Below are 19,921 nucleotides of genomic sequence, written 5' to 3'. Positions count from 1 at the left end.
TAATCGTAACGAAGTAAGGAAAGAATATGTCTGAAATGACTCCTCGCGAAATCGTTCATGAACTGAACCGCCACATCATTGGTCAAGACAAAGCAAAACGTTCGGTTGCGATTGCACTGCGTAACCGCTGGCGTCGCATGCAACTTGAAGAAAGCTTGCGTGTAGAAGTAACACCAAAAAACATCCTAATGATTGGTCCAACTGGTGTAGGTAAAACAGAGATTGCTCGTCGTCTTGCAAAACTGGCTAACGCGCCGTTTATCAAAGTAGAAGCGACCAAGTTCACCGAAGTTGGCTACGTGGGTAAAGAAGTGGAAACCATTATTCGCGACCTAACAGATGTTGCCGTAAAGATGACCCACCAGCAAGCAATGGAAAAAGTAAAGTTCCGTGCAGAGGAGCTGGCTGAAGAGCGTATTCTTGACGCCCTACTGCCACCAGCTCGTGATGCTTGGGGTCAAGCTGAACAAACTGAAGACAGCTCAAACACTCGTCAAATTTTCCGTAAAAAACTACGTGAAGGTAAGTTAGACGATAAAGAAATCGAAATCGACGTAGCTGCGCCACAAATGGGTGTGGAAATCATGGCTCCTCCTGGCATGGAAGAGATGACCAACCAACTGCAGGGTATGTTCCAAAACCTAGCTGGTGACACCAAGAAAAAGCGTAAGCTGAAAATCAAAGACGCAATGAAAGCGTTGGCGGAAGAAGAAGCGGCGAAACTGGTAAACCAAGAAGAACTGAAAGAATCTGCGATCTTCAACGTAGAGAACAACGGCATCGTATTTATCGACGAAATCGACAAGATTTGTAAACGCGGTGAGAGCTCTGGCCCTGACGTATCTCGTGAAGGTGTTCAACGTGATCTACTACCTTTAATCGAAGGTAGCACAGTATCAACCAAGCACGGTATGGTGAAAACAGATCATATCTTGTTTGTAGCTTCAGGTGCATTCCAAGTGGCAAAACCGTCTGATTTGATCCCAGAGCTACAAGGTCGTCTACCTATTCGTGTTGAGCTTGAAGCGCTAACTAGCAACGATTTCAAACGCATCCTAACTGAACCGAAAGCGTCTCTAACTGAGCAATACATTGCACTAATGAAGACAGAAGACGTGAACGTAGAGTTTACTGAAGATGGCATCACGCAAATCGCAGAAGCAGCATGGACAGTAAACGAAACTACTGAGAACATCGGTGCTCGTCGTCTACACACCGTAATGGAACGCCTGATGGATGAGATTTCTTACGATGCGACTGAAAAAGCCGGTGAGAAATTCGTCATCAACGCGGCATACGTGAAAGACCGCCTAGGCGATACAATTGAAGATGAAGATCTAAGTCGCTTCATTCTTTAACTAGCACTATAGAGCTCAAAGCCCAGAACCTTGTTTCTGGGCTTTTTCTTTCTGAATGAGAGCTACTTTAGCGAGCTCAAGCGAGACTAAGGATCTAATAACAACATTCGCCGTCCCCTTCTCTTTATTAAAAAGCGCCATTTTATTCCCTCAAATATGGAAACTGTGTTCCTTCTCCGTAACCCTTTGACTCTTAATTGAGTTGCGTCAGGTCAATAGCGTAACGGGCGCTTTGTGCTTATACTGGGCACATTGGTTACTAGCACGAAATATCCATGAAACAATCTTTACAGATCTGGCTTGAAGCCGCTCGTCCAAAAACATTACCACTGGCACTGGTATCGATTCTTACTGGGAGCGTACTCGCGTATTCTGCGGGGCACTTTTCTCTGACGATCGCTATCATGGCATTAGTCACTGCCACGCTACTGCAAATTTTGTCTAACCTAGCTAACGATTATGGTGATGCTGTGCAAGGTACGGACAATGATAATCGCTTAGGTCCTCAGCGCGCGATGCAGTCTGGTGTAGTAACCGCAGACCAAATGAAGAAAGCGATCATCTTCAACATTATCCTGACTGCTATTGCAGGTTTAACTTTGGTGTTTTATGCCCTCAGCTCTTTTGAAAGTATCCTTACTTTTATCGGGTTAGGTATTCTTGCCATCCTAGCGGCAATTGCTTACACCATGGGCAGCAAGCCATACGGCTATGTTGGCTTGGGGGATCTCTCAGTATTCTTATTCTTTGGTTTACTTGGGGTCTCGGGGACGTACTTCCTTCACACTGGTCATGTGGATGCAACACTTTTCCTACCAGCGTTAGGTTGTGGCCTGCTAGCGGTTGCGGTACTGAACATCAACAACATGCGCGATATTGAAAACGACAGTCAATGCGGTAAACGCACCATGGCGGTTCGACTTGGCCAACGTAAAGCGAAGCAATACCACTTTATTTTGCTTGGCTCTGCCCTCGTAGCTTTTGCAAGCTATTTACTGATTCAAGGCAAGCCAGTTTGGATCAGCCTGCCATTCCTCGTCAGTGTGTATGTAGTCGCGCAGCACGGTAGAGCAGTATGGCAAACGCAGCAACCAGCACAAATTGCACCGATGATGCCCGTTGTTGTCAAATGCTCTCTGGTAACTAACGTTTTGTTTGCAACAATTGTGGTAGCTCAAACTCTCGTGAGTTAAAAAAGGAATGTCATTGCATTGACTTAATGCCTCTATATACTCAAAGACAACAGTTTCTGTTTAGAAAGGCACGCTATGGAATACAATACCTCAGCACTCTGTGATATCTATCTTGATCAGGTAGATGTGGTTGAACCGATGTTCAGTAACTTTGGTGGTCGCGCATCCTTCGCAGGACAAGTGACAACGATTAAGTGTTTTGAAGACAACACTCTGATCCGCGAAACGTTAGAGCAAGATGGTATCGGGCGAGTATTGTTGATTGATGGTGGCGGCTCTCTACGCAGAGCATTAATCGATGCAGAAATCGCAACACTAGCCGAAGAGAATGAATGGGAAGGGATTGTCGTTTACGGGTGTGTCCGCGAAGTGGATGAACTTGAAGACATGAATCTAGGCATTCAAGCACTAGCCTCTATTCCTGTTGGTGCAGCTAACCAAGGTATCGGTGAAATTGACGTACCAGTGAACTTTGGCGGAGTCAGCTTCCTACCAGAAGATTACATCTACGCAGACAGCACTGGCATCATTCTTTCACCAGAGCCGCTCAACATTGATCTTGAACTAGATGCAGATGACGAAGAACAAGAGCTAAGTTAGCCAGCCTCAAATACACAAACACCCGCACATGGCGGGTGTTTTTGAATCTGGATACAAGAGTGGATTATTCCACTTCGTCCATCTTGCCAAGTAGTGCACGAATGCGCTCTTGCCATTGTGCGTGCTCTTGTTGAGCCTGCTGAGATTTTTGCTCAAGTTCTTCACGTTGTGAACGAAGCTCAGTCGCTTCAGTTTCAAGCTTTGCTTTGTCTTCTTTCAGCTCTTCAACTTCCATTTGAAGAAGAGTGATTGTGTCAACTGCAGTTTGAATTTTCGCTTCTAGTTTTTCTAGTACTTCAAAAGACATCTGGGCCTACCTTGATTATTCGGTTGGGATGAATCGTCATCGTTCATCTAATATAGCTTCATTCTACTCAGCGTAGCGTTCAGAAACACTTACTATATTCGATCTTTCGCATCATTCGGTTAAAAAATCAACGCAATCTCACTAAACCTTGACTTTTCTTATCTACGAAGCATTTTTGCTCCTCTTTATTGCCCGTGATGAGCGCTAAAAGTCACTCTACATTGATCAAATTCAACTTAGATAGAGTTAAAGCTCAGCAAAAAGGCAAACGTTTACTTTGTGGTGTGATAGAATCGCCGCGCAAATTCTTCTTCCCCTGTTACTTGGAGACATCATGAAACGCGATTTAGCAATGGCATTTTCCCGTGTTACTGAAGGTGCAGCACTAGCTGGTTACAAATGGCTAGGCCGTGGCGACAAAAATGCAGCCGACGGTGCGGCTGTTGAGGTAATGCGCACCCTACTGAATAAAACAGACATCAGCGGTGAAATCGTTATTGGTGAAGGTGAGATCGATGATGCACCAATGCTCTACATCGGCGAACAAGTTGGTTGTGGGGGCGATGAAGTGGATATCGCAGTAGACCCAATCGAAGGCACCCGCATGACAGCGATGGGCCAATCGAACGCACTTGCTGTATTAGCTGCGGGCGAGAAAGGCAGCTTCTTGAAAGCGCCTGACATGTACATGGAGAAATTAGTTGTAGGCCCTGGCGCAAAAGGCGTTATCGACCTTGGCAAACCACTCAAAGAAAACCTAGAAAACGTCGCTAAAGCACTGAACAAGTCTCTTGATACACTTGTTGTCATTACTCTTGCTAAACCTCGTCACGATGACGTGATCGCAGAGATGCAAGCAATGGGTGTTCGCGTATTCGCAGTGCCAGATGGTGATGTAGCCGCTTCTATCTTAACGTGTATGCCAGACAGCGAAGTAGACGTAATGTACTGCATCGGTGGTGCGCCAGAAGGCGTCGTATCAGCAGCAGTTATCCGCGCGCTAGACGGTGATATGCACGGTCGCCTTCTTCCTCGCCACGAAGTCAAAGGTGATACGGAAGAAAACCGCATCTACGGCGCAGCAGAGCTTCAGCGCTGTGAAGAAATGGGTGTTAAAGCCAATGTCATTCTAAAAATGGAAGACATGGCGCGCAGCGACAACGTTGTGTTCTCAGCAACAGGCATCACTAAGGGTGACCTACTAGAAGGCATCTCTCGCCAAGGCAACATCGCAACGACAGAAACTCTATTGATCCGCGGCCGCTGTCGCACTATCCGCCGTATCAAATCTACGCACTACCTAGAGCGTAAAGATCCTGAAGTGCGAGATATTATTCTTTAAGCATTGTTCGAGGCTCCCACTCACTCTGAGTTGGAGCCTTTCTTTCCTTGTAAGTCATTCTAGCGAGCCTCAACGAGACTAAGAATCTAGCTCCAGCAAGCTCTTAACCTTTATTCCTCATCCAAAACCCCAGAATCAACGGATAATAGATTCTGAATCACGTTCGTTCCTCGTTGTTCAGAATGACGATATATATTTGTTCGCATGAACATGGACCCGACAAATCCCTACTCAAATTAAGTCAACACTTTTCTTTACTAACCCTATCGCGCATAATATGTACGGATGTATAAAGGTGGGTATATGAAGACCGTAGATAGGATTTTGCAAATCGTTAAGCGTGACGGATCTGTCACAGCAAAACAACTCTCTTCTGAGCTTGGCATGACGACCATGGGTGCGCGTCAGCATCTGCAAGGCTTGGAAGATGACGGGATCCTGTCCACGTATGATATGAAAGTGAAAGTTGGTCGCCCAACTCGCCATTGGTCTTTGACACAAAAAGGTCACGAGCAATTTGCTGACCGACATGGCGAGCTCACCATTCAGTTTATCGAAGCGGTTGAACACATTTTTGGCAAAGCCGGCCTCGACAAAGTGACCTCAGAGCGAGAAAAGCTTACCCAGCAGAACTATCAACAGCACATCGAACAGTGTGACTCACTAGAAAGCAAGCTTAGAACGCTAGTGTCTCTTCGTGAACAAGAAGGGTATATGGCAGAACTTGAACAAGATGAACACGGCTTTATTCTTATTGAAAACCATTGCCCTATCTGCAAAGCAGCCACTCGTTGCCCGAGTTTGTGCTCATCTGAACTCAATGTCTTTCAATCTCTACTGGGTGACAATACCACCATAGAACGAACCGAACACATCATCAGTGGTCAACGACGTTGTGTATATCGCATCTATCAGTAAATGAACTCAATTCACCTCAACTACAATCTGTCTTAAAACTGAGACCATCTAAACGTTCCCACTAACAATAGCCAGAACTGAATTACGCTTACTTTACTATCATTAAAAATGTTCCAGATGGAATTGGAAGTAAAGTTATGCCAAATACAGTTAAGACTCAGCACTTACCGCCCTTCGACGAAATGGTGAGAATGGCGGAGAAAGATCCAGAAGCGTTTGAACAATTTCGTCATGATATGGCAAAAGAAATGATCGACTCTGCGTCGAATCAGATGCAAGACCGACTATGGGCTCAGCAAAGCCATATTGATCGTGTGATTGATAATTGTAAGAATCCCAATCATACCAACGTCGTTCTGATGAACGAGCTCCAGAAGCAAATGGTGAAGTTTAGAGAGGCACTAGAGGGAGATGGTGAGCCATCGCAAAAGGCGGATGTGGTTCCCTTCCATCGCGGTGATTTTTATTAAAAAGGAGCGCATCAACGCTCCTTTTTCATGGCCTATAATGGCTCAGGTCCGTATTTGTTCTGGCCAGCGGTACCTTTCAAGAAACCACACTCGACAAGAATCCACAAACCACAGATCAATGATACCGAAGCAATTAGCATTTGTGGTGTTGAAGCTTCTTGCGCTGCAGGGTTGGTCATTGGCGTTGCGACTCGTCCAATAATCAAAGGAATGTTTAACGCCAACCAATAGATAGATTTATCGCGATCATGCCAACGTTTCGTTGTAATCGCCAAATCAGGGATCAGCAGAATCATTAAAAACACTGGCAATAAGATGTAAGAAAACGCCGGGAATAGCTTACTGATGCCAGCGCCAAACCCCAGAATCAGGATGTAATAAATAATATTCCACACCCAATACGTTTTACGACCTATACGCCCTTGGAAAGAAAACAATAACTCTTTAATCGACATCGACACACTCAACATATTGAAAACGCGACCAGATTTAGCCGCATCAAATAAAGCTAGTGAGGTTAATTTACCACCTTCTGGAAGCAATCAGTATCCATATCTCGAACATTCACCGTCAAACTGCGCACATGACTCGCTTGCTCTTGTAAAACGACCATCAACGCTCTTGAGAGCTCACGTTTTTGCTCGGCACTTCTGCCAGCCAGCAAATCAAAGTTGATATGAATGAAATCGACACTATCGCCCTCTTCTCCTACGAGCCAGTTGTGGCAACGTAAAGCTCGAGACTTCACAGATGCTAACTCAAATAATCCGCTATCAAGCGTGACTTTATGTAGATCTTCCAATAACCCCTGAACATTCACTCGCTCATCCACCGAGTTGGAATATTCTAAAACTAAGTTTGGCATTTTGATTCCTTTCTTGTTACGGCTAACTTTTAGCCCACAGTAATACCAATCTAGGCAGCATTTTCCGAGGAATGAACTATCATTCTGTCTACGCGATCACCAATCGATTGCTTTTGACAAAAATAACAGAACTAATGCAGCACCGACCAGATGAAGAAAGCCGAATAAGACATGACGCCAATCATGATCTGTTCACATTATTCTGTTATATTCCTACGTAGATTTTTTACATTAATTGAAATAAATATGGAGATATTCCTATGCGTCGTCCTGTAGTGATGGGTAACTGGAAACTAAACGGTAGCAAAGCAATGGTAACTGAGCTGCTAACTGGTCTTAATGCTGAGCTTGAAGGCGTTGAAGGTGTTGACGTAGCAGTAGCTCCACCAGCACTTTACATCGATCTAGCTGAGCGTGTAATCGCAGAAGGCGGTAACAAGATCATCCTTGGTGCACAAAACACTGACCTAAACAACAGCGGTGCATTCACTGGCGATATGTCTCCAGAAATGCTGAAAGACTTTGGTGCATCTCACATCATCATCGGTCACTCTGAGCGTCGTGAATACCACAACGAATCTGATGAGTTCATCGCGAAGAAATTCAACTTCCTAAAAGAAAACGGTCTAACTCCTGTTTTCTGTATCGGTGAATCTGAAGCTCAAAACGAAGCTGGCGAAACTGAAGCTGTTTGTGCACGTCAAATCAACGCAGTTATCGACACTTACGGTGTTGAAGCTCTAAACGGCGCAATCATCGCTTACGAACCAATCTGGGCTATCGGTACAGGTAAAGCAGCAACAGCTGAAGATGCACAACGCATCCACGCTTCTATCCGCGCACTAATCGCAGCGAAAGACGAAGCAGTTGCAGCACAAGTTATCATCCAATACGGCGGTTCTGTTAAGCCAGAAAACGCAGAAGCTTACTTCTCACAACCAGACATCGACGGTGCTCTAGTTGGTGGTGCTTCTCTAGACGCTAAGAGCTTCGCAGCAATCGCTAAAGCAGCGGCAGCAGCTAAAGCTTAATTGTTCCGATAAGATATAAAAAACCGACGCCATCTGCGTCGGTTTTTTTTTATGTTCAAATTACAATGTAATTCATATGTAAAATTGAGTTGGAGCTATAGTCTTGTGATCTTGATACTAGCTAACTAGGCGAGTTCTTGCTATCCATGCAACATCAGACAAACTATCAGAGGGAGCAAAACCTGTCGGGGCCATCAACAGGGTATCCCAAACCTCTTTTAAATCCCCACGCTCACAGGAGAGAACAAGCTTCTCTAATATCTCGTCAAATTCATTGACCGTTATCGACATCTCACTAGCGGACATAATTCTTGAGTGTGCTGTAGGTTTCACATTGTCCCCTATCAGCAGTTCCTCATAGAGCTTTTCACCAGGCCTCACGCCAGTATATAAAATTTCAATATCACCTTCTGGATTATCTTGACTTCGAACATCTCTACCACTCAAGTGAATCAAATTTTCCGCAAGCTGGCTGATTTTTACGGGATGCCCCATATCAAGAACGAAAACATCTCCCCCCTCTCCCATGGCTCCAGCTTGTATAACTAACTGAGCAGCTTCGGGAATTGTCATAAAATAGCGGGTAATATCCGGGTGAGTTACCGTAACAGGCCCTCCATTTTCTATCTGCTTTTTAAATAGTGGGATGACTGACCCAGATGAACCAAGAACATTGCCAAATCGAACCATACAAAATCGAGTACATTGTTCCGCTTTTGATGCTGCTTGTTGAGATAAAGCTTGTAGACCCAGCTCTGCAAGCCGTTTTGTTGTCCCCATTACATTAGTGGGACGAACAGCTTTATCCGTAGAAATCAAAACAAACGAGTCTACACCGCACTGTATCGCTGCCAATGCTGTTTGATAGGTTCCGTGAACGTTATTCAGAATCCCTTCAGCTACATTGTACTCAACTAAAGGGACATGTTTGTACGCTGCAGCATGGTAAACCGTATTAACATTAAATGATTTGAACACCTCCACCAATCGACTATATGTTTGAACATTTCCGAGGATTGGTACCAATTCAATACCATGTTTTATGGCTTCCGGGCGGAGTTCCTGTTCTATGTTATATAGGGCAAACTCAGAACGTTCGAATAAAACTAACCGACTCGGAGATTGTTGGACGATTTGACGACACAACTCAGAACCGATAGATCCTCCCGCCCCAGTTACCAAAACCGTTAGCCCTGCAATATTCGCACGTAAAAGCTCTTGATTGGGAACCACTGGGTCACGCCCTAGTAGATCATCAACAGAGACCTCTTTTAACTGATCGATGGCAAAAGAGCCATTTAACAGATCATCTAAGTTAGGAATAGTAAGAACTTCACATTGCTGCTCAGCTAAATACTCAATTATCTCTCTTCTTTCTGAGCGTGTTGCAGATGGTATTGCTAAAAGAACCTTTCGAACTCCGTACTTACCTTGTAGACACGAGAGTTGGTTACGTGGATAAACAGTCAGCCCTTGTACAATGCTTTTATGCAGAGTGCGATTATCATCCATCAAAGCCACAGCTTTGTATTCACTACCTTGTTTAATTAAATTAACTAACTGCCTTCCAGCTGCACCAGCCCCATAAACAATAACCTTTTCTCGGCCACTCACATTTGTTCGCCCAATATAGCTGCGCATTACCATTCGAGATCCACCAGAAAGCGCTATCAGGTAAGTTAAGTAGATAATCGGAACGGATCGAGGCAAAAACGCTTGAAAATAATAAGCGAGTAAAACCAAAGTAAGGGCTGAAATGGTTGAGGAAACACTGACAACTATAACCGCATTCGCGCTCATATAGCGAAGAATGGCTCGATATAGTCCACTGCGAATAAATACAACTACAGTAAATAAAATTAAGCCAGCTAAAACGTACCAATGCTCTTTTGTTGGCGAGAAATCTCTCACCTCACTCATTCGTGTATAAAAAGCCGCCCAATAAGCAACGAATATAAAAGTACTGTCAGCAGCAACACTGATCAGCCTTTTCGTCGGGCGAGAAAAATTTAATAGTCGATTTATCATGAGTTAGTTATTTTCAAAGCAAAATCAATAGAATATATGCGTTATAAGTCGCTTATTTTTGTGCTTTCATAAGTACTTCTTTTAACACTGCAACCGTTGTATCTAACTCTGCTTCATTTAAAGTAGGATGAACTAAAAACATCAAGCTGGTCTCGCCAAGCTCTTTTGCATTTTCCAAGCGCTTATTAGGTCGCCAAGAGGTTCCGTCAAACGCTTTCTCTAAATAAACTTCCGAACAACTCCCTTGATATACTGGCACTCCTTTACTATTCATTTCGTTAACTATACGGTCTCGGCTCCAACCTTTGGCCAAGTTTTGAGGTTGAACAAAAAGGTAATGTTTGTATTCCGCATGAATCATGTAGCTAGGCACATTCACGACACGAACAACGTTAAATAAACTTGCTACATCATCAATTCGTTTGGCGTTACTCTGTCGTCGCTCGCTCCAGTCTGGCATCCTCGTCAGCTGAATACGCCCAATCACGGCTTGAATCTCAGTCATTCTCCAGTTCGTGCCGAAGCTCTCGTGCAGCCAACGAAAGCCTGCGGAGTGCTCTCGATTATAAACGGCATCGTAACTTTTGCCGTGATCTTTATACGCCCACATTTTGGACCACAGGCTCTTATCATTCGTCGTCACCATGCCACCTTCACCGCCAGTCGTCATGATCTTATCCTGACAAAAAGACCATGCACCGACATGGCCAATTGAACCGACACTTCGACCTTTATACTTTGCACCGTGTGCTTGGGCACAGTCTTCAATGACATAGAAACCATGTTGCTCTGACAGTGCCATAATCGCATCCATCTCAGCTGGCATTCCCGCCAAGTGGACTACAATTACAGCTTTCGTTTTGTCGGTTAAAACTGCACTAATCGACTCTGCAGTTATTGCTTGGCTATTGACGTCAACATCAGCAAAAACAGGAGACGCGCCGCTCGTAACAATCGATGACGCTGTCGCTAAAAAAGTACGCGGAGTTGTAATGACCTCATCTCCGACACCAATATCTAACGCCTTTAATGCTAAATCGAGAGCAAGAGTGCCATTTGCCAATGCAACTGCATATTGGCAGTCTGCCCATAGAGCAAACTCCTTTTCGAATTGACGGCATTCATCACCCGTCCAGTAATTGACTTTGTTGGAGAGCAAGGTTGAACTGACAGCATCGGCTTCTTCTTGTGAGAATGAAGGCCATGGAGAAAAAGACGTATTTAACACTGAAACACCTAGATTTTATGTAATGATATTAAAGGAGTGGTTTAGCTGGATTTCCTACGACCGTTTCGAAGTCAGTGATATCTGAAACAACCACCGATCCGGCGCCGACAACAACACCTCGCCCAACAGCAATAAGTTGTTTGACCTTGCATCCAATGCCTAACCATGAGCCCTCGCCGACTTGAACCCCACCAGCAAGGTTCACGCCAGGTGAAACATGAACACCGTTAGCAAGAATACAGTCATGATCCACGGTTGCTCCTGTGTTAATGATGTTCGCATCTCCAATATAAGAGAAAGCATTCACAACACTATTCGCCATTACCACCGTACCAATACCTATTTTTGCATAACGACTAATCACAGCAGAAGGGTGTATTAAGGTAACAAGTGTCGCACCCATCGCCACCAAATGATTCTGTTTAATCAATCTCACTTCGTTATTTCCGATAGCCACAACAACCGCATCAAATTTTGATACATCCTTCAATAAATCTTCAGTAGTACCAACAACGTTCCAATGTTCTAGTTGATTCAACACGGGAAAACGATCATCGAAAAAAACGATGTTCTCATAACCATTTAACTCAGCAACTTCCGCAACAACTTTGCCATGCCCACTTGCACCGAGAATCGCAATCTTAGTCATCATGGTTTCCTCTGAATGGCTCGACAGTGACATGTCCTTCAGCGGAAATTCCATCCTTAACCAGCACTTTCTTCACTGTTAGGAAAAGTACTTTCAAATCAAGCCACAGAGATTTGTTATCCACATACCAAACATCAAGTTTGAACTTCTCACTCCAGCTGATCGCATTTCTTCCGTTGATTTGAGCCCACCCAGTAATACCAGGACGAACCTCATGCCGGCGAGCTTGTTCAGCATTATACAAGGGCAAATAATCCATCAGCAGTGGCCTCGGACCAACTAAGCTCATATCCCCTTTTAACACATTCCACAACTCTGGCAGTTCATCCAAGCTCGAATTTCTTAACTTAAGCCCAAAGTCTGTTATTCGCTCAGCGTCTGGTAGTGGATTACCTTCTTCATCAAAAGCATCTCGCATGCTCCGAAACTTGAACATTCGAAATGGCTTCCCATTCAGACCAGGCCGAGTCTGGGAAAAAATAGCCGGGGTGCCTAGGTTCTTGCGCACCTTTATAAAGAGCAAAATGATGATTGGTGAGAGTAAAATTAAAGCCGCTGACGATGCAATTAGATCGAATAACCTTTTCATCACCTTATCGCCTCATTCATGTAAACACCTTTCACTTGATCAATAACCTTAGATTCTTCGAAGCGGGTGCAAATCAGATCTTGTCCGACTTTGCCCATAGTCTCTCTGAGAGACTCACTATTCACAAGCTCTTGGATAGCGACTTGCCACCCCTCAACATCATTAAGCTCAACAAGAATGCCTGCCCCACTCTGTAGTAAGTCACTGTTTCCTCTTATATTCGATGCAATTACAGGCTTTCCAACGCTCATCGCCTCCATAACACATCGAGGTAGACCTTCTTGTTTTGAACTTAGCACCAATACATCAGAAGCCGATAAAAGACGTTTTACATCCGTTCTATATCCCAAGAACAAAATATGCCCATTCAGCTTCAATTGACGACTGAGTTGCTCCAGCTCGGTCAACAAAGGACCACTTCCGACGACCACATACTTTACATTGCCGAGCGCCTCAGTCTTTTTCATCTTAGCCAATGCTTCAAACATGACACTATGGTGTTTTCTTGGTATCAACTCAGCAACATGAAGCAGCATTACTTCTCCATCCTGAATACCAAGTTCATCTCGTAAAATCTTTCGGTCTTCAACAGAGAAAGTAAAGTATCCCATGTCAACGCCGATGCCATCAATTTTACTGACTTTGGACGCGATGTGCTTTTCGGTGGCGAAACGGTAGTCTTCCTCATTAATCACAAATAAATGATCGGTTAGTAAACCAGCACATTTTTCTGCCAAATAATAAATTGCATTCTTCCAAAAAGGATTTCCTTTCACATAGTGAAAGCCATGAGCCGTGTAGAAAAGCTTCGTGTTACCGACCCCTATCGATGCAATGCGCGTTAAGAATGATGCTATTGGTGTATGGACATGCACAACGTCATAGCGCTCTCGCTTTAAAAGATTCCGAATCTCAATCAATGACTGAATTAACGCGCGAACTTTGAAAGGGTTTCTGCAAAAACCAATTTCATAGTATTTGTCATGAGCATTTTGTACATCAGGAAACTGCTCGATTCCCTCTGCAGCCGCATCGACTTGCCAACCAAGATCGCGAAATTCTCTCGCGAAGGGCAATAAAAATGCGTTAATCGTGGTTGCTACGGTGGCAACTTGAAGTACTTTCATAACGTTCGATAAGTTCCTTAATGATTTTGTAGAAACCGCATTCATCAAGAATAGAGTCCCACGTGAATCGCTTAGCTTGAGCCTCATTCAAAATAAATCTACCAAGTTCAACGTTATTTAATTCAATAGCAGAATCAAGATCGAGAAAATCGTATCCGGTTGACATTGAATGCTCGCGAATCCACTGATAGTTGTTCGATATAACTGGAATCCCAGCGACCAAATACTCGATAACTTTTGTCGCGGTTTGCCTATTTAATGGATATTCATCAGGAACGATGTTCAAACCAAAACGGGACCTAGACAAGCAATCATAAACCACCTCTCGACTACAAACCCCTAAATAGTGCACATCATGCTTAGCAAATAGCTCTTGATCCTTTTCACTGGCGTTACCACCAACAACAAGTTGGTATCCTTTACTTGCTAGATGAAGTATCGCGTCCGAAACCCCTTCTCGGTTACTTATCGAACCAAAGTAGCAAATATCATAATCTTTTTTATCTGATAACTTTCTAATATCTAAAAGAGAGGACTCCGCTCCCATATCTCTATAAAAAGTAGGGATCCCAGAAGAGAAGAAGTAAGTACTTTCCACATAAGAATTGAGAAACGAAAGGTAGTCAGGTTTTGCGCTAAAAAACGATTTCACGATATTTTTTAAAGAAACAAATCGCCCGGTGCTTATCGTATGATACTCATGAACTTCAAGAGAGTCGTTTGCAACTCTTTGTGTAAGGAAACCTCCGAAGCGATAGTAAACTTTACAGTGTATTTGTTTTGCCTGTTTCAAATCATCTGCGATACAGGTAGTGATACCTTTTTTATGAAGGTACGCTCTATACGCATAAATTTCAGGCAAAAATGCTCGGCCTGTTTTAACAAAACACACATCTATCATTGTATTACTTAGCTCTTATCAACAACTTCGTTGATTCTACTAGCTACCTCTTCTAAATTATGCCGCTTTAATATGTCGACATTAGGAAACGTTTTTCCACTCGTTGTAGAAAAATTAAGTGAAGAAAGATCGAGGTTCTCAAGACTTAACTTGCCTGGATAATATTTGAAGTTTCTATAATATTTTAATATTTGATAGCTACAAGCCTTATTACACCAAGCAATAATATTCATATTAGCTTGCATGGCTTCAATCAACACGAGCGGATAACCTTCATAATTACTAGAAAACAGATAGTTCTCAGATAGAGATGTCCAATCAGAATGTGAATAAAAGAAATCAATATTTGCAGTTTCTATCGCTAACCTATCTCTCTCATTAGGTTGGTCATAAGAAGCGATGGCAACTTTCTTGCCACTTTTAGCTAGTTTAGCAAGAACATCAAGTACTTCAGGCCATTTCTTTTGATAGCTCAACCCGCCAGACCACACTAAGTCATAATTGTGGTTACTACCCTTGGCCATTTCTTCACACTGCGAAACACCGTTGAGTAATGGGTTATATATTACAATTGAATCACCTTTAATAAATTTCTTTCTATTTTTTTTGCTATAATCATCCAAACATATCGTTTTTACATTAAATACCTTTGTTATATATAACCTTAAAAAAAAGTAGAATCTTCTAAGCTTAGTTTTAACTTCATGTTTTAGCATTTGCGACATGACGAAATGCTCGACATTAAAAACTTTAACATTATGATTAAACAATCTAAAAATAAGGCAATACTTAAAAGCCAATGCAATATTATGAAAAAATACTGTGTCTATTTTTTTGTTAAAACACAACTTAAATATTTGAATTGGGCTTGGATTTATCAACAACTCTGATTCTAAACATTCAGCATAGAATTTAGCAACACGATATGCTCCACCTTTATTCGTGTGACAAATTACGACCTTCACTTTGCTCTTACCTTGTAATAATCTTGTAGTATTTTGAGCCCCATATCTAAGCTTACAACTTCTTTTTCTTTCTGAGAGAGGGTATTACTAAGCAACTTCTCCCACATAGTATTAGTGCCAAAGTCATTGCTTTTCTTTAGAATCACTCTATTTATTGATACTTTGACTAACGATCTAAGTTCATACAAACATCTTTTAAGCACTTCCTTATACTGCCAATATGGTGTTTGGCCAAGCGCTTCATCTGTATAATATGAATCAGTCCATAAGTTGCACACTGTCCAACCTTGCTGGTGGGATATAGTAATTTCCCACTTATTATTAAATGTTTTGTCATCCTCAATAAATATCACATCATCAGAGTTTAATCCTTTGTCTACATATAAGGTTCTAGATAAATAACCAAAGTGAGGAAACTCATCTAATCCTATACCGAAAGGTAACTCATCTATCCATTTTGGTAATTTTCTATCTTCTCTATTCACCTGAGTAAAGATCGAAAATTTGATATCTTTTCTATCAAGACTCAGAAGGTATTTACCGACTTCAGAAAATGCAAAGTTGTGCAAACAGTATGCTTCTGCATTGTAATCACCTATTAGTTTGATAATTTCTTCTGCATCTTCTATTGTGTGTGCTAAGGGTTTTTCTAGGTATAATCTAACTATCCCTTTTTCTAGGCACTTTTTGACTGCGTGCAATCTTGACATTGGAGGAACGGAGACAACAGCAAAATCATATCCACTGTTGCAAAAATCATCATCAGTTCTTATGTCATAAGTATCATAAGAGATACTTAATTTATCTAAAGCGGGTTTATGCCTAGCGTTAGCAACCCAGCCATCACCCAAAATAATAGCTTTCATATTTTGCCTATTTTATTAAATACAATTGTATTTTCTTGATTAGAGATTTACAGCGCACGAAAAAGAAACGTAATTCCCAGTATAATCTGGTGTATTTTGATGATACTAGTTTTAAATACTCACCTCGAACTACTTGCTCTTGATAGATACATTCTGGTGGATTAATGTTTTTTATATTTCTGTCGTAACCCAACAAATCAAAGTCCTGTGAATATATACTCTCTATCAACTTTGCTTCATCTTGAGATATTTCATCTATATAAGTGTTAGAAGCATTTCTAGCATGAGGGATTTTATTTACTAAATTGACATTGTACCTACTTAAAAAAATCTCAACCTCTTTCATTCTTTCAATACGACCAATAAAGCATGGCTCAACATCATCAGTGTATAAATTAAGCACTTGAGGTCGATAATGCATGTCCATAATGGATTTATCTTTATCGTTGTTCAAAGCACTTAAAAACTGATAAAAACTAATATCATCTTTTGTTTCTAAACCATATTTTTTACAAAATCCATCTCGTACAACAACATCATGCTTATTTTCAATTCTATCCTTGTAAACAGAAAGTGCTCGGCTATAAGGATTTCTTGTTAAAATAAAAATTGGTATATCTTTATTATTGGGGAGACTTAATCTTTTCCTTGCTTCTAGATGGACATCGCCATCAAAGCCACACAGAAGAGAGTTTTTTATCGATGAGCATGCTACCTTAGGGTTAGATATATAAACTAAACCGTGGCTCTTACAGTATAGAACATTATACATTCAATTTATCCACTACTTGTACCTCAACCATGTTTTCACACCAATTTTACTGTATATAACTTTTGACATAACAACGTTAGAAAAAATAACGTTAATAGCAATAGAGATAGCGAAGCCTAAAGGCCCGTAAAAATAGACTAAAATAAAGCCAAAGATCATAAATAAAACAAAGGAAATACCAGATATTTTAAGTGACATACGCTCTAAACCACACATATTCGCCACAAGTCCTACTGGTCCTGTAATTAGATTTATAACTTGAGAAACTGTCAAAATAGCCAATACTGCTTGTGCGCTTCGATACGCATCTCCAAAAACATAACTTAAGAAAATCTCTCCATGGAAGAAAAATACATATATGATTGGTATTGATATAAAGAAACTGATCTTTGTAATTTTAGTAATTAGATCTTGTAGTTTATCCACCTGCTCGCTACTGTATAGCTCTGCGATCTTCGGTGATATAATCGAGTTAATAGAGATCATACCAAGCGTTATTAAGTTTACTGACTGGATAGAAACCGATAACATCGCTGCATGACTTGATTTATATAAGTTACCTAGTAAAATTATCGATATCTCATTAACACTCAAACTAAATGCTGCAACGAAAACAAACGGGGCAACACTTTTGCTCCACATTGAATAGAGTGATTTGTTCTTATTTTTTAGTAGAAATACTTTATTTTTCACTCGAAAGAAAAACAAAGAAGCTACTAATGCAGACAGGAATATCATCAATGTACTTTTTTCATTTAGTTTAGCGTCAAAAGCCAGTACAGCTATAGCTAGTCCTAAAAAAAATAGTATCATAGGTATAATTTTAACTAATGTTTGAGCATATATAACTCTTCCATTTCCAGTTAATATAGCCCCTCTTCTAAATAATTCAGCCTTTGTTATTATTATTGTAGATAATATAGCTGACATAATATATGAAGTACCCTGCCACCAAGAGTTAACTAACACAAATAGAGCTGAAGGAACACAAAGAAACATCAAGAAACTTCTAGACCAAGCTATAACATTGTACTTTCTACTACTTAGATTTTCTTTTGGTTCTTTACTGGCCAACTCCCTTATAACGATCTGAGGAATCCCATTAACTAGAGGAATTATCGCCATCGCTACAATAGACATATACGTGGCATATTCCCCATATTTTTCAACACCAAGAATTCTTGCTAATACAATTCCGGATAATGCTATTAACATTATACCGACTATATTAACCGCACCACTGCTGAATATTTTTGAGTAAAATTTATTTACCATAAAACTAATAATTGCTTAATTTATTTCCAAACATCCCCATTCAGGGTAGTGCTCTCGAATATATGTATTAAGCGCAATTTCTGCTGGCGTGTACTCTCGCTTAGTCTCTTTTGTTTTTTTATTGTCGTGAACATAAGTAATCATACCTGCGCCTACGGTAACATTTGACAAGCGATCAATAACAATAAACGCACCAGTAGATGGTAGTGATTTGTAACAATCCATCGCCACTTGATCATTTAAATCAAAAGAAGCTAGCGCAATCTCATTAAGATCCAATGTATGTGAATCTTCAGCGTGCTGCTCTAGAGTGTTTACGTCGATTTTGTGTTGAATATGACTTACCTTACCGACACAAGTTTTGGTTGAGAACTTAAAAACGTACTCTTTGTGCACTCTCATGGACTCTTCGCCCATCCACACCAAATGAGCCGATGCTTTGTCCGCCACAATTGGGGGTTGCTCTGGATGAACGATCATATCACCGCGAGATATATCGATTTCATCATCAAGCGTCAATGTGACAGCTTGGCCAGGAAATGCTTGGTTTAACTCACCATCAAAGGTGTAAATGGATGCAATGGAGGAAGACTTCCCTGAAGGAAGAACTGTAACTGTATCACCAACCTGAACAGTACCTGAAGCGATAGTGCCACAATAACCTCTGAAGTCAGAGCTAGGGCGATTCACGTATTGGACTGGAAAACGCAATGCCGATGTATTTTTATCTTTAGCAACCTTGACCGTCTCAAGCAACTTCATCAGTGTCGCTCCCGGATACCAATCCATGTGCCCACTTGGAGTTACTACATTATCGCCTTTGAGGGCTGATATAGGCACAAAACGAATGTCGTCGATATCAAAGTTTTCTGCCATCTTACGATAGTCGCGCTTAATGCTTTGATAAATCTCTTGGTCATAGTCCACTAAATCCATTTTGTTAATCGCGACAATGACGTGCTTGATACCCAGCAAAGAACAAATATAACTATGGCGACGAGTTTGCGTTTGAATCCCACGACGCGCATCAACCATCACAATAGCAAGGTCACAGGTTGAAGCCCCTGTCACCATGTTTCGCGTATATTGTTCATGCCCTGGAGTGTCTGCGATGATGAATTTACGCTTATCAGTAGAAAAGTATCGATAAGCTACATCAATCGTGATGCCTTGCTCACGTTCAGACTGCAACCCATCAACAAGTAGAGCTAAATCAAACGCTTCATTTGTGGTATTAAACTTTTGCGAATCTTTCTCAATTGCCGCCATTTGATCTTCATAGATCAACTTTGAATCATAAAGCAGACGCCCAATTAACGTTGATTTACCGTCATCAACATTGCCACAAGTTAAAAAGCGGAGAAGATCTTTGTTCTCATGCACTTTTAAGTAGGCTTCAATGTCTTTTGCAATCAAGTCAGAACTGTGGGACATAAG

At 41.6% G+C, this 19,921-nt stretch carries 21 protein-coding genes; 7 read left to right on the top strand and 14 right to left on the bottom strand.

Going from position 1 to position 19,921, the window contains the following annotated elements:
- Nucleotides 1-26: 26 nt before the first annotated feature.
- The 3 genes from hslU (at nucleotide 27) to rraA (ending at nucleotide 3,151) form a co-directional block, all read left to right on the top strand.
- Complete coding sequence (gene hslU / locus KIV41_RS00985) at nucleotides 27-1,358, top strand: HslU--HslV peptidase ATPase subunit (RefSeq protein ID WP_045386369.1); 1,332 nt, start codon at nucleotides 27-29, stop codon at nucleotides 1,356-1,358.
- A 275-nt stretch (nucleotides 1,359-1,633) separates the two neighbouring features.
- Nucleotides 1,634-2,551: a 1,4-dihydroxy-2-naphthoate polyprenyltransferase gene (locus tag KIV41_RS00980; protein WP_171356766.1), complete on the top strand. Its 918-nt coding sequence runs from the start codon at nucleotides 1,634-1,636 to the stop codon at nucleotides 2,549-2,551.
- 75 nt (nucleotides 2,552-2,626) lie between these two features.
- Entirely contained in the window at nucleotides 2,627-3,151 is a 525-nt protein-coding gene (rraA, locus tag KIV41_RS00975) for a ribonuclease E activity regulator RraA (protein WP_010445263.1), read from the top strand.
- Nucleotides 3,152-3,215: 64 nt separating this feature from the next.
- Here rraA and zapB read toward each other — a convergent pair whose 3' ends face one another.
- Nucleotides 3,216-3,458: a cell division protein ZapB gene (gene zapB, locus KIV41_RS00970; RefSeq protein ID WP_010445262.1), complete on the bottom strand. Its 243-nt coding sequence runs from the start codon at nucleotides 3,456-3,458 to the stop codon at nucleotides 3,216-3,218.
- Nucleotides 3,459-3,792: 334 nt separating this feature from the next.
- On the opposite strand from zapB, the gene glpX reads away from it, so the two are divergent.
- The 3 genes from glpX to KIV41_RS00955 all read left to right on the top strand — a co-directional run bounded on the left by glpX (nucleotide 3,793) and on the right by KIV41_RS00955 (nucleotide 6,188).
- Nucleotides 3,793-4,800, top strand: a complete 1,008-nt coding sequence (glpX, locus tag KIV41_RS00965; RefSeq protein WP_088881386.1) for a class II fructose-bisphosphatase — start codon at nucleotides 3,793-3,795, stop codon at nucleotides 4,798-4,800.
- A 303-nt stretch (nucleotides 4,801-5,103) separates the two neighbouring features.
- Complete coding sequence (locus KIV41_RS00960) at nucleotides 5,104-5,718, top strand: metalloregulator ArsR/SmtB family transcription factor (RefSeq protein ID WP_285335538.1); 615 nt, start codon at nucleotides 5,104-5,106, stop codon at nucleotides 5,716-5,718.
- A 137-nt stretch (nucleotides 5,719-5,855) separates the two neighbouring features.
- Complete coding sequence (locus tag KIV41_RS00955) at nucleotides 5,856-6,188, top strand: DUF3135 domain-containing protein (protein ID WP_010445257.1); 333 nt, start codon at nucleotides 5,856-5,858, stop codon at nucleotides 6,186-6,188.
- Between the two features lie 32 nt (nucleotides 6,189-6,220).
- On the opposite strand, the gene KIV41_RS00950 is transcribed toward KIV41_RS00955, so the two are convergent.
- Nucleotides 6,221-6,643: a DUF805 domain-containing protein gene (locus KIV41_RS00950; protein ID WP_010445255.1), complete on the bottom strand. Its 423-nt coding sequence runs from the start codon at nucleotides 6,641-6,643 to the stop codon at nucleotides 6,221-6,223.
- A 62-nt stretch (nucleotides 6,644-6,705) separates the two neighbouring features.
- The gene (locus tag KIV41_RS00945; protein WP_045386362.1) at nucleotides 6,706-7,053 is read right to left on the bottom strand and encodes a 5-carboxymethyl-2-hydroxymuconate Delta-isomerase; all 348 of its coding nucleotides are present in this window, start codon (nucleotides 7,051-7,053) and stop codon (nucleotides 6,706-6,708) included.
- 260 nt (nucleotides 7,054-7,313) lie between these two features.
- On the opposite strand from KIV41_RS00945, the gene tpiA reads away from it, so the two are divergent.
- The gene (gene tpiA, locus KIV41_RS00940) at nucleotides 7,314-8,084 is read left to right on the top strand and encodes a triose-phosphate isomerase (protein WP_010445251.1); all 771 of its coding nucleotides are present in this window, start codon (nucleotides 7,314-7,316) and stop codon (nucleotides 8,082-8,084) included.
- Between the two features lie 117 nt (nucleotides 8,085-8,201).
- Here the strand turns inward: tpiA and KIV41_RS00935 are convergent, their stop codons facing one another.
- The 11 genes from KIV41_RS00935 to cysN are packed head-to-tail and all read right to left on the bottom strand — an operon-like array spanning nucleotide 8,202 to nucleotide 19,918.
- The gene (locus KIV41_RS00935) at nucleotides 8,202-10,112 is read right to left on the bottom strand and encodes a nucleoside-diphosphate sugar epimerase/dehydratase (RefSeq protein ID WP_285335537.1); all 1,911 of its coding nucleotides are present in this window, start codon (nucleotides 10,110-10,112) and stop codon (nucleotides 8,202-8,204) included.
- A 52-nt stretch (nucleotides 10,113-10,164) separates the two neighbouring features.
- Nucleotides 10,165-11,340 carry a DegT/DnrJ/EryC1/StrS aminotransferase family protein gene (locus KIV41_RS00930; RefSeq protein ID WP_285335536.1) on the bottom strand — a complete coding sequence of 392 codons (1,176 nt, stop codon included), beginning with the start codon at nucleotides 11,338-11,340 and terminating at the stop codon, nucleotides 10,165-10,167.
- A 28-nt stretch (nucleotides 11,341-11,368) separates the two neighbouring features.
- On the bottom strand, nucleotides 11,369-11,989 hold the full coding sequence (locus tag KIV41_RS00925; protein ID WP_010445246.1) for an acetyltransferase: 621 nt from the start codon (nucleotides 11,987-11,989) through the stop codon (nucleotides 11,369-11,371).
- Nucleotides 11,982-12,578: a sugar transferase gene (locus tag KIV41_RS00920; protein ID WP_285335535.1), complete on the bottom strand. Its 597-nt coding sequence runs from the start codon at nucleotides 12,576-12,578 to the stop codon at nucleotides 11,982-11,984. Before KIV41_RS00920 ends, KIV41_RS00925 begins: the two co-directional genes overlap by 8 nt.
- The gene (locus tag KIV41_RS00915) at nucleotides 12,578-13,705 is read right to left on the bottom strand and encodes a glycosyltransferase family 4 protein (RefSeq protein WP_285335534.1); all 1,128 of its coding nucleotides are present in this window, start codon (nucleotides 13,703-13,705) and stop codon (nucleotides 12,578-12,580) included. Before KIV41_RS00915 ends, KIV41_RS00920 begins: the two co-directional genes overlap by 1 nt.
- Nucleotides 13,665-14,606: a glycosyltransferase gene (locus KIV41_RS00910; protein WP_285335533.1), complete on the bottom strand. Its 942-nt coding sequence runs from the start codon at nucleotides 14,604-14,606 to the stop codon at nucleotides 13,665-13,667. The genes KIV41_RS00915 and KIV41_RS00910 overlap by 41 nt, the downstream gene beginning before the upstream one ends.
- 8 nt (nucleotides 14,607-14,614) lie before the next feature.
- On the bottom strand, nucleotides 14,615-15,571 hold the full coding sequence (locus tag KIV41_RS00905) for a glycosyltransferase (RefSeq protein ID WP_285335532.1): 957 nt from the start codon (nucleotides 15,569-15,571) through the stop codon (nucleotides 14,615-14,617).
- Nucleotides 15,568-16,437 (bottom strand): Gfo/Idh/MocA family oxidoreductase, encoded by an 870-nt coding sequence (locus tag KIV41_RS00900; protein ID WP_010445236.1) that lies wholly within the window; start codon nucleotides 16,435-16,437, stop codon nucleotides 15,568-15,570. Before KIV41_RS00900 ends, KIV41_RS00905 begins: the two co-directional genes overlap by 4 nt.
- A gap of 7 nt (nucleotides 16,438-16,444) precedes the next feature.
- Complete coding sequence (locus KIV41_RS00895) at nucleotides 16,445-17,209, bottom strand: sulfotransferase family 2 domain-containing protein (RefSeq protein ID WP_010445234.1); 765 nt, start codon at nucleotides 17,207-17,209, stop codon at nucleotides 16,445-16,447.
- Between the two features lie 12 nt (nucleotides 17,210-17,221).
- A complete protein-coding gene (locus KIV41_RS00890) occupies nucleotides 17,222-18,484 on the bottom strand; it encodes an MATE family efflux transporter (protein WP_285335531.1) in 1,263 nt (420 codons plus the stop codon).
- Between the two features lie 15 nt (nucleotides 18,485-18,499).
- Nucleotides 18,500-19,918, bottom strand: a complete 1,419-nt coding sequence (gene cysN / locus KIV41_RS00885) for a sulfate adenylyltransferase subunit CysN (RefSeq protein ID WP_285335530.1) — start codon at nucleotides 19,916-19,918, stop codon at nucleotides 18,500-18,502.
- Nucleotides 19,919-19,921: the final 3 nt, after the last annotated feature.

The organism is Vibrio sp. D401a, assembly GCF_030248515.1.
GTDB lineage: Bacteria > Pseudomonadota > Gammaproteobacteria > Enterobacterales > Vibrionaceae > Vibrio > Vibrio rotiferianus.
Note: the sequence above shows the minus strand (reverse complement) of the source record. Positions and strands in the feature narration are given on the sequence as shown.